The organism is Pseudomonas sp. D4-21 (assembly GCF_051132125.1).
Taxonomy (GTDB): domain Bacteria; phylum Pseudomonadota; class Gammaproteobacteria; order Pseudomonadales; family Pseudomonadaceae; genus Aquipseudomonas.
The window spans coordinates 951,929-964,319 of the sequence record NZ_CP071664.1; the positions used below are offsets into that span (position 1 = coordinate 951,929).

8 protein-coding genes are annotated in these 12,391 nt (G+C 59.8%); all 8 read right to left on the bottom strand.

Features of this window, described 5'->3' with window-relative positions:
• Positions 1-3 precede the first annotated feature (3 nt).
• Complete coding sequence (locus tag J3Q04_RS04140) at positions 4-915, bottom strand: ABC transporter permease subunit (protein ID WP_434607793.1); 912 nt, start codon at positions 913-915, stop codon at positions 4-6.
• Between the two features lie 10 nt (positions 916-925).
• Positions 926-1,936 (bottom strand): ABC transporter permease subunit, encoded by a 1,011-nt coding sequence (locus J3Q04_RS04145; protein ID WP_063322947.1) that lies wholly within the window; start codon positions 1,934-1,936, stop codon positions 926-928.
• A 76-nt stretch (positions 1,937-2,012) separates the two neighbouring features.
• Positions 2,013-3,608 carry an ABC transporter substrate-binding protein gene (locus tag J3Q04_RS04150; RefSeq protein ID WP_434607790.1) on the bottom strand — a complete coding sequence of 532 codons (1,596 nt, stop codon included), beginning with the start codon at positions 3,606-3,608 and terminating at the stop codon, positions 2,013-2,015.
• 75 nt (positions 3,609-3,683) lie between these two features.
• Positions 3,684-5,120, bottom strand: a complete 1,437-nt coding sequence (locus J3Q04_RS04155) for an OprD family porin (RefSeq protein ID WP_434607788.1) — start codon at positions 5,118-5,120, stop codon at positions 3,684-3,686.
• A 172-nt stretch (positions 5,121-5,292) separates the two neighbouring features.
• On the bottom strand, positions 5,293-6,894 hold the full coding sequence (locus tag J3Q04_RS04160; RefSeq protein WP_434560671.1) for an ABC transporter substrate-binding protein: 1,602 nt from the start codon (positions 6,892-6,894) through the stop codon (positions 5,293-5,295).
• Between the two features lie 300 nt (positions 6,895-7,194).
• Positions 7,195-8,820 (bottom strand): ABC transporter substrate-binding protein, encoded by a 1,626-nt coding sequence (locus J3Q04_RS04165; RefSeq protein WP_434607785.1) that lies wholly within the window; start codon positions 8,818-8,820, stop codon positions 7,195-7,197.
• A gap of 255 nt (positions 8,821-9,075) precedes the next feature.
• Positions 9,076-10,677, bottom strand: a complete 1,602-nt coding sequence (locus J3Q04_RS04170; RefSeq protein WP_434607783.1) for an ABC transporter substrate-binding protein — start codon at positions 10,675-10,677, stop codon at positions 9,076-9,078.
• Positions 10,678-11,374: 697 nt separating this feature from the next.
• The gene (locus J3Q04_RS04175) at positions 11,375-12,091 is read right to left on the bottom strand and encodes an SIMPL domain-containing protein (protein WP_434607781.1); all 717 of its coding nucleotides are present in this window, start codon (positions 12,089-12,091) and stop codon (positions 11,375-11,377) included.
• Positions 12,092-12,391 lie beyond the last annotated feature (300 nt).

Consider the following 12,391-nt stretch of genomic DNA (forward strand, 5'->3'; position numbering starts at 1 on the left):
TCCTCAGGCGGCATTCTTGAGTTTCGGGTCCAGCGCATCGCGCAGCCCGTCGCCCATCAGGTTGATTGCCAGCACGCTGAGCAAAATGGTCAAGCCAGGCAGGCTCACGACCCACCAGGCGCGTTCGATGTAGTCGCGGGCCGAGGCCAGCATGGTGCCCCATTCAGGGGTTGGCGGCTGCACGCCGAGGCCGAGGAAGCCCAGGGCGGCGGCGTCGAGGATCGCCGAGGAAAAGCTCAGCGTCGCCTGGACGATCAGCGGTGCCATGCAGTTGGGCAGCACGGTGATGAACATCAGGCGCGGCAGGCCGGCACCGGCCAGGCGGGCGGCGGTCACGTAGTCGCGGTTCAGTTCGCCCATCACGGCGGCGCGGGTCAGGCGCACGTAGGATGGCAGCGAGACGATGGCGATGGCGATCACGGTGTTGATCAGGCCTGGGCCGAGGATGGCGACGATCGCCACGGCCAGCAGCAAGGACGGCAGGGCGAGCATGATGTCCATCAGACGCATGATGGTCGGGCCGAGGATGCGCGGGAAGAACCCGGCGAACAGCCCCAGCAGGATGCCCGGGATCAACGACATCACCACCGACGACAAGCCGATCAGCAGCGACAGGCGCGAGCCCTGGATCAGGCGCGACAGCAGGTCGCGGCCCAGTTCGTCGGTGCCCAGCAGGAATTGCATCTGCCCACCTTCCAGCCAGGCCGGTGGCGTCAGCAGAAAGTCACGGTATTGCTCGCTCGGGTCATGAGGCGCGACCCACGGAGCGAAGATCGCGCAGAACACGATCAGGGTCATGAACATCAGCCCGGCGACGGCGCCCTTGTTGCGGGAGAACGCTTGCCAGAATTCTTTGTAAGGGGATGGGTACAGCAGGCTTTGATCGACTGCTACCGCGGTAGTTGGAGTACTCATGGTCTTGATCTCAGCGCTGGTGACGGATGCGTGGGTTGGCAAAGCCGTAGAGGATGTCCACGACGAAGTTGACCAGAATCACCAGGCAGGCGATTAACAGGATGCCGTTCTGCACCACGGGATAGTCCCGGGCGCCGATGGCTTCGATCAACCACTTGCCGATGCCCGGCCAGGAGAAGATCGTTTCGGTCAGGACCGCACCGGCCAGCAGCGTGCCGACTTGCAGACCGACCACGGTCAGCACCGGGATCAGCGCGTTGCGCAGGCCATGCACGAACACCACGCGCGACGGCGACAGGCCCTTGGCCTTGGCGGTGCGAATGTAGTCTTCGCGCAGCACTTCGAGCATCGAAGAGCGGGTCATGCGGGCGATCACCGCCAGCGGAATGGTGCCCAGCACGATCGCCGGCAGGATCAGGTGATGCAGCGCATCGAGGAACGCGCCCGGCTCGTCGGCCAGCAGCGTGTCGATCAGCATGAAGCCGGTTTTCGGCTCGATGTCGTAGAGCAGGTCGATCCGCCCCGACACCGGCGTCCAGCCAAGGGACACCGAGAAGAACATGATCAGGATCAGGCCCCACCAGAAGATCGGCATCGAGTATCCCGCGAGGGAGACGCCCATCACCCCATGGTCGAACAGGGATCCTCGCTTGAGTGCCGCGATCACCCCAGCCAGCAGGCCCAGGATACCGGCGAACAACAAGGCGGCCATGGACAGTTCCAGGGTCGCGGGGAACAGGGAGCTGAACTCGGTCCATACGCTTTCACGGGTACGCAGCGATTCGCCGAGATCGCCCTGGGCCAGTTTGCCGATGTAGTCCAGGTATTGGGCATACAGCGGTTTGTTGAGGCCAAGGCGTTCCATTGCCTGTGCATGCATTTCGGGATCGACCCGACGTTCGCCCATCATCACTTCCACGGGGTCGCCGGGGATCATGCGAATCAACGCGAAGGTCAGCAAGGTGATGCCGAAGAACGTGGGGATCAATAATCCCAGTCGGCGGGCAATAAAACTAAACATCTTCAGGTGTACCTCATCAGCCGGTTAGGCGTGCCCTTCGAGGCTTGGGGTCAAGCGTCGAAGGGCGTTTTCTTATCTACTTCACCTGGGTGGTGGCGAAGTTGTTGGTGGTGAGCGGGCTAATCACGTAGCCCTCTACGTTCTTGCGCATTGCCGTGAACATGCGGGTGTGGGCCATGCTGATCCATGGCTGGTCCTGGTTGAAGATCACCTGGGCCTGTTCATAGAGCCTGGCGCGCTCCTCGGGGTTCACTGTGGCGCGTGCCTGGTCGAGCAGCGCCTGGAATTTCTCGTTGCACCAGCGCGCGTAGTTTTCGCCGTTCTTGGCGGCTTCGCAACTGAGCATAGGCGTCAGGAAGTTATCCGGGTCGCCGTTGTCGCCCGCCCATCCGGCGGACACCATGTCGTGCTCGCCGTTTTTCGCGCGCTTGAGCATTTCGCCCCACTCCATCACGCGGATGTCGACCTTGATCCCGACTTTCGCCAGGTCGGCCTGCATCATTTGCGCGCCGAGCATCGGGTTGGGGTTGGTCGGGCCGCCGCCGTTGCGGGTGAACAAGGTAAACACGGTGCCTTCCGGCACGCCGGCTTCCTTGAGCAACTGGCGGGCCTTGTCGAGGTCGCGGGTCGGGTTCTTCAGTTCGTGATTGAAGCCCAGCAGTGTCGGCGGGTACGGGTTAACCGCCACGGTGGCGTTGCCCTTGCCGAACAGGGCGTTGACGTAGGCTTCCTTGTCGAAGGCCAGGTCGATGGCCTTGCGTACACGCACGTCGCTCATGTACTTCTTGCTGGTGTTCAGCGCGGTGTAGGAAACGGTCATCGCGTCCAGCTCGGTGACCTTCAGGTTCGGGTCTTTCTTGATGCTGGGGATGTCATCGGGTTTTGGGTACAGCGCGATCTGACATTCGTTGGTCTTGAGTTTCTGCATGCGCACGTTGTTGTCGGTGGCGATGGCCAATACCAGCGCATCGGCCGGTGGCTTGCCACGGAAGTAGTCCGGGTTGGCCTTGAAGCGAACCTGGGCGTCCTTGTTGTAGCGCTGGAAGACGAATGGGCCGGTGCCGATCGGCTTGCTGTTGAGGTCGCCGGCCTTGTTGGCCTTGAGCAACTGGTCGGCGTATTCAGCCGGGTAGATCGAAGAGAACGCCATGGCGATGTCGGCCAGGAACGGCGCTTCGCGGCGGGTCAAGGTGAACTTGACCGTGTGCTCGTCGACTTTCTCGACGTTTTTCAGCAGTTCCTTGAAGCCCATGCTTTCAAAGTACGGGAAGCCCACGCTCGACAGTTTATGCCACGGATGATTCGGGTCCAGCTGGCGCTGAAAGCTCCAGACCACGTCGTCGGCGTTCATGTCGCGGGTCGGCTTGAAGTAATCGGTGGTGTGGAACTTGACGCCCTTGCGCAGGTGGAAGGTGTACGTCAGGCCATCGTCGCTGATGTCCCAGGATTCGGCCAAAGCCGGAATCACTTCGGTGGTGCCGGGCTTGAAATCAGCCAGGCGATTGAAAATGGTTTCCGCCACGGCATCGGCGGTGACTGCAGTCGTGTACTGGACCATGTCGAAGCCTTCCGGACTGGCTTCTGTGCAAACCACAAGGGGTTTGGCCGTGGCGCCAACGGCGACACTCAGCAGCGCGGCGGCGATGGCGGCGCGTAGGGGGTTCATGTTCATCGTCAATCCTCTGCAATCGGGTAATTGGCAAAAGACCGGGCGGGCGACCTTTTGAGTCGACCGCCCGGTGGCAGTTTAGAGAATGTTGAACGGGATGGTGGTGACCAGACGGAATTCGTTGATGCTGCCGTCGGCCTGGTTCTCGCTGGCGCGGTGAGCGGTGTAGGTCGCACGGATCGCGGTGGCCTTCAACGGACCGCTCTGCACGGCGTAGGAAGCACCGATGCCGTACTCGTAGTGATGTTCACCGTCCATGGCCTGGACGCCGTCGTAACCCTTGCCAACTACGCCTTTGTTACCGGTGTAGTGAGTGCCATCGATACCCCAGCCGCGGGCTTGGTAGACGTTGAACTTCAGGCCCGGCACGCCGTACTCGGCCATGTTCAGGCCATAGGCGATCTGGAAGGATTTCTCGTTCGGGCCGTTGAAGTCCGACAGCAGGGAGTTGGCCAGGTAGATGCCGTTGGTTTCGTGCAGGTAGTCGAAGTACTCGTCGCCATTGATTTCCTGGTACGAGAAGGTCACGGTATGAGCCTGGTGAGTCAGGCCGAACGACAGCGAGTAGGTATCGTTGTCGATATCGCCCAGCAGGGCAGAACCCGAATCGACGGTCTTATAGTAGTTCAGGCCAGTGGTCAGGCTCAGTACCGAGCTGTCGCCAAGCACGTGGCTGGCGCCGAAGTAGTACTGGTTCCACAGGTCTTCGGCCTGGGTGCCCCACAGGCTGGTGGTCAGGCTGGCGAGCGGCTGGTAAGTGATACCGGCGGTATTTACATGGTCGGCTTCAGCCGAGGAGTTACCGTATTCGGAGCGGAACTTGCGCTGGCTCTGTTCGGTACGAGGCGAGTTGCGATCGAAGGTGCCGATATCGAAAGACAGGTTCTCCAGCTCTTCGCTGTGCAGGCTCACACCTTCGAAGCTCGAAGGCAGGGCACGGTTGCCTATCACATCGACCATCGGGCTGCTGAAATTCTGGCGACCTGCAGTCAGGGTAGTGTTCGAGACACGGGCCTTGACGTTGGCCAGGCCCAGCTTGCTCCACTGGTCGACAGCATCGCCGCCATTCTCAGTCAGGGTACGGTTGTTTCCGCGGCCGCCTCGTCCTGGCTCTGGAGCGCCACCATTGGCCGATGCCAGATTCTTGCGGTCGCGCTCCAGCGCGATAGCGTTGTAGGCAGCCACTTCGGTACTGAAGCCAACAGTGCCCTCGGTGAAGCCCGAGTTGTACTTGATGATGGTGCCTTGCATCCAGTTGATGCGGCGATCAGTTGGAGCCAGGGCGCCGTTCTTCTGATACGAGAATTTTGCGCCACGCTTGAGTTGTTCGTTGGAGTACCAGTTACGGGTACTGCCCTCAAGCTTTTGCCCTTCAATAAAGCCCTTGGCTTCGGATTGAGCGCTGCTGGTCTTGACCGTCACCGGCGTAACCGCCTGGCTCTGGGACTCTGCATAGGCCGTCGCGGTGATGCTGCTGATGGCCAAGGCCAGTATCGCGGTGCTGCTCAGTTTCATCGGTAACGCTCCTTTTTCTTTCTTTTTTATGCCGTTCTTTTTTGGTGATACGGCTATTTGGTTTACAGCTCATTTGCAGCGTGCAAACGTTTGCCTGGCGCCGGATCGGCGAATTACGGCAAGACGTCTGCGTGAGGGCTTCCAGGGAAGCCCTCGCTGTGCGGCGATACGGTTATGGGTTCAGGCTGACGCCCGAGAAGACGTTGCGACCGAAGGGGCTGACTTTGAACCCTTCGACTTTGGCGCTCAGCGGCTGGTTGACCGTCGAGTGGGCAACAGGGGTGATCGGCACTTGCTGCTTGAGCAACTGCTGGGCCTGTTTGTAGAGCACGGTGCGCTTTTCGCGGTCGGTGACGATCTTGGCCTGCTTGATCAGCTTGTCGTAATCCTGGTCACACCACATGGAGTAGTTGTTGCCACCAATGGCGTCACAGCTGTACAGCGTGCCCAGCCAGTTGTCCGGGTCACCGTTGTCGCCGGTCCAGCCGATCAGGCTGATGTCGTGCTCGCCGTTCTTGGTGCGCTTGATGTACTCGCCCCATTCATAGCTGACGATCTTCACTTTCAGGCCGATCTTCGCCCAGTCGGCCTGGAGCATCTCGGCCATCAGCTTGGCGTTGGGGTTGTATGGGCGTTGCACGGGCATGGCCCAGAGGGTGATTTCGGTGCCTTCCTTGACTCCGGCGGCCTTGAGCAGCTCTTTGGCTTTTTCCGGGTTGTAAGGCGTGTCCTTGATGGTCTCGTCGTAGGACCATTGGGTCGGTGGCATGGCGTTCTGCGCCAGTTGCCCCGCGCCCTGGTACACCGCGTTGAGAATGCCTTGCTTGTTCACCGCCATGTCCAGCGCACGGCGCACTTCGACCTGGTCGAAGGGTTTGTGGCGAGTGTTATAAGCGATGTAGCCGAGGTTGAAGCCGGGCTTCTCGATCAACTGCAGCTTGGGATCGTTCTTCAAGGCGGGCACGTCGGCAGGACGCGGATGCAGCGTGACCTGGCATTCGTTGGCCTTGAGTTTCTGCACCCGCACCGACGCATCGGTGTTGATGGAGAAGATCAGGTTTTTCAGCTTCACCCGCTCCGGTGCCCAGTACTTGTCGTTGGCGACGTAGCGAATGTTGGAGTCTTTCTGGTAGCTCTTGAACTCGAACGGCCCGGTGCCGATCGGCTTTTGGTTGATATCGCTCGGCTTGCCGCCCTTGAGCAACTGGTCGGCGTATTCAGCCGACAGGATCGAGGCGAAGCTCATAGCGATGTTCTGGATGAACGCTGCGTCGACGCTGTTCAGCGTCATGACTACCGTCAGCGGCCCGGTCTTTTCTACCTTGGCGATGTTCTTGTTCAGGCTCATGCCGTTGAAGTACGGGAACTCAGTGGGGTAGGCCTTGCGGAACGGATGCTGCGGGTCAAGCATGCGGTTGAAGGTGAACAGCACGTCGTCGGCGTTGAAATCCCGGGTCGGCTTGAAGTAATCGGTGGTATGAAACTTCACCCCTTCGCGCAGGTGGAAGGTGTACTTCAAGCCGTCTTCGGAAATGTCCCAGCTTGTTGCCAGGCCCGGGACGACATTGGTCGCGCCTTTTTCAAACTCGGCCAGGCGGTTGTACAGCGGCTCGGCGGCGTCGTTATCAGTGGCGGTGGTGTATTGCGCGGTGTCGAAACCGGCGGGGCTGCCTTCGGAACAGAACACCAGGCTGCCGCCGGCGGCCTGGGCTGCGGATGTGGCGGCCAGCAGGCCGGTGCCCAGCAATGCGGATAAAACCAAGGTATGGCGCATGACGCTCCCTCTTTCGTTCGGGGTGTTTGTCAGCGAACCGGCGTCCTTCTTCGGGGACAGGTCCGGGGCACTGGGCTCATTCCATTGCGTAAAACAGCGATGCCACAGCATTAGCAAACCGGTAGCCCGACGGTATGAGTCGTGGGCGAGGCGGTAAATGCGTAACGCCTGAAAGACATGTGGGAAAAGGCGATGCCCTCTCGGCTACCGCTGTGTGCGGTGCTTCCAAAGGCAGGCGGTTTCCTTGGGTCTTGGCGGATAGCACAACGGCGACGTTGAAAGCGCCGCCGTTGCCTATCGTTATTTGCTGACGCTGACGCCGTAGAAGGAGTTCAAGCCAAATGGGCTGATCTTGAAGTCCTGCACGTTGGCGCGCATGGGTTGATACACCGTCGAGTGAGCGATAGGTGTCATCGGCACAGCATCCTTGAGGACGTGTTGTGCCTGTTTGTAGAGGTCGGTGCGCTTGGCCTGGTCGGTGGTGCGCTTGGCTTCTTTCACGAGGCCGTCGAACTTCTTGTCACACCATTTGGAAAAGTTGTTGCCTTGCAGCGAGTCGCAGCCAAACAGCACGTTGAGCCAGTTGTCCGGGTCACCGTTGTCACCGCTCCAGCCAATGATCATGGCCTGGTTCTCGCCACCTTTGGAACGCTTGATGTACTCGCCCCATTCGTAGCTGGTGATCTTGACCTTCAGGCCGATCTTGGACCAGTCATTCTGCAGCATTTCCGCCATCAGTTTGGCGTTCGGGTTGTACGGACGCTGAACCGGCATGGCCCACAGAACGATCTCTGTGCCTTCCTTGACGCCGGCTTCCTTGAGCAGCGCCTTGGCTTTCTCTGGGTCATATTTGGCATCTTTGATGGTGGTGTCGTAGGACCACTGGGTCGGTGGCATGGCGTTGACCGCCAGCTGGCCCGCTCCTTGGTACACAGAGTCGATGATCTGTTGCTTGTTCACGGCCATGTCCAAGGCTTGACGAACTCGCAGGTCAGCCAGTGGGTTGGGCTTGTCGTCGCCTTTGACTTTGTCCATCACGTTGTAAGCTACATAGCCCAGGTTGAAACCCGCCTGATCAGGCATCTTCAGCGCTTTGTCGTCCTTCAGGGCCTGGAGGTCGGCCGGGCGTGGGAAGAGAGTGATCTGGCACTCGTTCTTCTTCAACTTCTGGATACGCACCGACGGGTCGGTGGTGATGGCGAAGATCAGGTTGTCGATCTTCACGTCTTCAGGCTTCCAGTATTCCTTGTTGCCGGTGTAGCGGATGTTGGAATCTTTCTGGTAGCTCTTGAACACGAACGGGCCGGTGCCGACCGGCTTCTGGTTGATGTCCGGGGCCTTGCCTTCCTTGAGCAGTTGGGCGCTATATTCGGCGGACTGGATCGAGGCGAAGCTCATGGCCATGTTCTGGATGAACGCGGCGTCGACATCTTTGAGGGTGAACTTGACGGTGTGGTCGTCGACTTTATCGATCTTGGTGATGTTGGTGTCCATCCCCATGTCGGTGAAGTACGGGAATTCGGTTGGGTACGCCTTACGGAACGGGTCGTCCTTGTTGATCATGCGATTGAACGTGAACAGCACGTCGTCGGCATTGAATTCACGGGTCGGCTTGAAATACGGGGTGGTGTGGAACTTGACGCCTTCACGCAGGTGGAACGTATAGGTGAGGCCGTCTTCGGAGATGTCCCACTTGGTGGCCAGGCCAGGAATCACGGCGGTGCCGCCGCGCTCAAACTGGGTCAGGCGGTTGAACATGGTTTCTGCAGAGGCATCGAAGTCGGTTCCGGTGGTGTACTGACCGGGGTCGAAACCGGCCGGGCTGCCTTCGGAGCAGAACACCAGGTTAGTCGCGGCGGAAGCGAAAGGAGCGCTGGCTAACAAGCCTGCACCGACTAAAAACGGAATGACCGCGTGTTTAAGCATGTTGGCCTCATGATTTGTTGTCATTTTTGGATTTGAGGGCGACCTCGTGAGTCGTCCTGCGGATACTTATGCAGGCCCCATACCCAATGCAAGATCTAGAGCGGTTTCAACTCTGAAACAGTGGCACGAACGTACCTTAATGTCGCATCTTTGTAACTTTTGACGCATTTGATCGTTTGCGCAGGTTTTTTTGGGGCAAAAGGCGCCCGCTGGCGGTGCGGCGCAGGGCTGCTGCGCACCGCCATGGGGCGGGTTTTACTTGTTCAAACCCACGCCGTAGAAAGGTGTCAGGCCAAACGGGCTGAGTTTGAAATCCACCACTTCCTTGCGTATCGGCTGGAACACCGTTGAGTTGGCAATGGGTGTGATGGGCACCTGCTGCTTGAGGATTTTCTGCGCCTGCTGGTACAGCTCGATCCGTTTTTGCCGGTCGGTCGCGACCTTGGCCTGCTGGATCATCCGGTCATAGGCCGGGTCGCACCACTTGGCGTAGTTGCTGCCCTTGACCGCCGCGCAGCTATAAAGCACGCCGAGCCAGTTGTCCGGATCACCGTTGTCGCCGGTCCAGCCATAGATCATTGCGTCATGCTCGCCGTTCTTGGCGCGCTTGATGTATTCGCCCCATTCGTAGCTGACGATGTTCGCCTTGATACCAATCTTGGCCCAATCCTGCTGGATCATTTGCGCCGACATCCGCGCGTTGGGGTTGGAGGCGCGCTGCACCGTCATCGCCCATAAATCAATGGTTGTACCGGGCGCAACCCCGGCTTCCTTGAGGAGCGCCTTGGCCTTGGTCACGTCATGGGGCGCGTCCTGGATCGCAGGGTCGAACGACCATTGGGCCGGTGGCAAGGCGTTTTGCGCCAGTTGCCCAGCGCTCTGGTACACCGCTTTGATGATCGCTGGCTTGTCGATGGCCATGTCCAGCGCCTGACGGACCTTGAGCTGGTCCAGCGGCGGGTGCGTCACGTTGTAGGCCAGGAAGCCCAGGTTGAAGCCGGGCTGCTTGAGCACCTGCAGGTTCGGGTCTTGCTCCATCACTTCGATATCGGCCGGGCGCGGATAACCGCTGACCTGGCATTCGCCACGCTTGAGCTTTTGCAGGCGTACGGCGGCGTCCGGGGTGATGGAAAAAATCAGGTTGTCGAGCTTCACGTCCTCGGGTTTCCAGTACGCGGTGTTGGCGACGTAGCGGATCTGCGAATCCTTCTGGTAGCGCTTGAACACGAACGGCCCGGTGCCGACGGGTTTCTGGTTGAGGTCGCCGGCCTTGCCTTCTTTCAACAATTGCGCGGCGTATTCGGCCGATTGCACCGAGGCAAAACTCATCGCCAAATTTTGCACGAACGCGGCGTCGACGTTATTGAGGGTGAAGCGGACGGTGTGCTCGTCGACCTTCTCGACGCTCTTGATCGTGGTGTTCAGGCCCATGTCGGTGAAATACGGCGATTCGGTGGGGTAGGCCAGGCGGAACGGGTGTTGTGAGTCGAGCAGACGCTGGAAGGTGAACAGCACGTCGTCGGCGTTGAAGTCGCGGCTCGGGGTGAAGAAGTCGGTGGTATGAAATTTCACACCCTCGCGCAGGTGGAAGGTGTAAGCCAGGCCATCGGCGGATACGTCCCAGCTTGACGCCAACCCGGGCTCGACCTCGGTGCCGCCGCGCTTGAACTGGGTGAGGCGGTTGAACACGGTTTCGGCCGAGGCATCGAAGTCGGTGCCGCTGGTGTATTGGCTGGGGTCGAACCCGGCGGGGCTGGCTTCGGAGCAGTAGACCAGGGTGGTGGCGGCTTGGGCCATTGGGGCGCTGCTGATCAGGGCCAGCGCGAGCAGGAGGGGCTTGAAGGTGGTTCTGTCCATGAAATCCCTTGGGGGCGGTGAGGTTTTCAGGAGAGTAGCGTTGCGGGTGGGGGTGGGGGAAATATCGAAAAGTGAGGGGGACCGTGGGGTTTGGGTATAGCGTTTCTCCCGGGTCGTACACCTGTCAGGTCTGTGGGAGCAAAGCTGAACTGGTAGTCGACCTGGCTCTCCCGGTCATACCCAATCCATTTGTGGGAGCGAGCCTGCTCGCGAAGGCGGCCTTGTAGCCTGCCTATCTTTTCACGGATGTACCCGATCAGTTGTGGGTGGGTTTGTTCGCGAAGGTCACCTGAAGGCCCAGGTGTGAAGGCTGTACATTTCATGCCTGAGAAAAACATTTTGACTTTTCAAGGAGGCCTAATCTTTCGCTGTCCACGTTCCATAAAACGTGGCCAGTTCTCTCGTGCTGCTTTTGGAAATGTCAAAACTATTGTGCGACTCCGTTCCGAGAAGACCCCAGCAGAGGTCGAAGCAATATGCCTATGTCCCGCCGACCACCAAACCTGTGGCGAGGGAGCTTGCTCCCGCTGGGGCGCGAAGCGGCCCCAACAGCAGCGACTGCATCCATCTGATACACCTAGGTGTCTGGTTTGGGGCCGCTGCGCAGCCCAGCGGGAGCAAGCTCCCTCGCCACGGAGTTTTTGTCGCTCGGCTTCGGTGGTTCAGTCAGTAAAATTAACTGAACCACCGCCGATCATCACTGCATCAACACCTCAACAACCCCATCCGCCGTCATCGTCACTTTGCTGGTGCCTGCTTCCACTTCCGGCGTGACCGACTCGGCATCCATGGACGCCGCTTTCATCATCATCTGCGGGCGCATGTACGGTTGTGGATAACCGTTGGTGTTGAAGTTCAGGTTGACGATCTTGTAACCCTTGCCGCCCAAGGCTTCGGTGGCGAGTTGGGCGCGGGCCTTGAAGGCGTTGACGGCGTCCTTGAGCAGGGCGTCTTCGCTGGTCTGGCGGGTGGCGGTGGCGATGGCGAAGTCCATGCCGGCCATTTTCATGTCGGTGAGCAACTCGCCGGTGAGTTTGGACAGGGCGGCGAAGTCGGCGCTTTCCAGGCGCAGCTCGGCGCGTTCGCGCCAGCCGGTGATCTTCTGACCCTTGTTATCGTAGACCGGGTAGCTGTTGCGGCTGCCTTGGCGCAAGTTGATGTCCTTGACCTGCTTGGCCTGGCCAATGGCTTTGTTCAGTGTGGTGCTGACGGTGGCCGCGAGTTTGGCCGGGTCGGTGTTCTGTTCCTCGGTGTAGAGGGTGACGATCATCAGGTCGCGGGCCACTTCCTGGCTGGCTTCGGCGCGCAGGGATATCTGGTTGTAATGAAGCTCATCGGCGGCCACGGCCGGCAGGCTGGCGACGGTGCCGAGGCTGAGGGCGAGCAGGGCGGCGGGGCGACTGAACGTGTGCATGAAAGCTCCTTGGGATGATGCGCAGGGGTAGGTTCCGGGCCTGCGTGAACGATAAGACTCTAGCGTTTATGGTGCGGTTCGCACAGTTACAACTTCTATACAGATCGCAGCCCAGTGGCTTTTCGTGGCGAGGGAGCTTGCTCCCGCTCGGCTGCGCAGCAGTCGTAATCTTTTGGGCCTGCTGCGCCCGAAGCGTCGGACCGGTCCAGCGGGAGCAAGCTCCCTCGCCACAGGGGGCTATGTAGCGTCCAAAGCTGTGGCGCTTTGCCGCATATCCGCCGCTGCAAGCCCTGCCTTGGT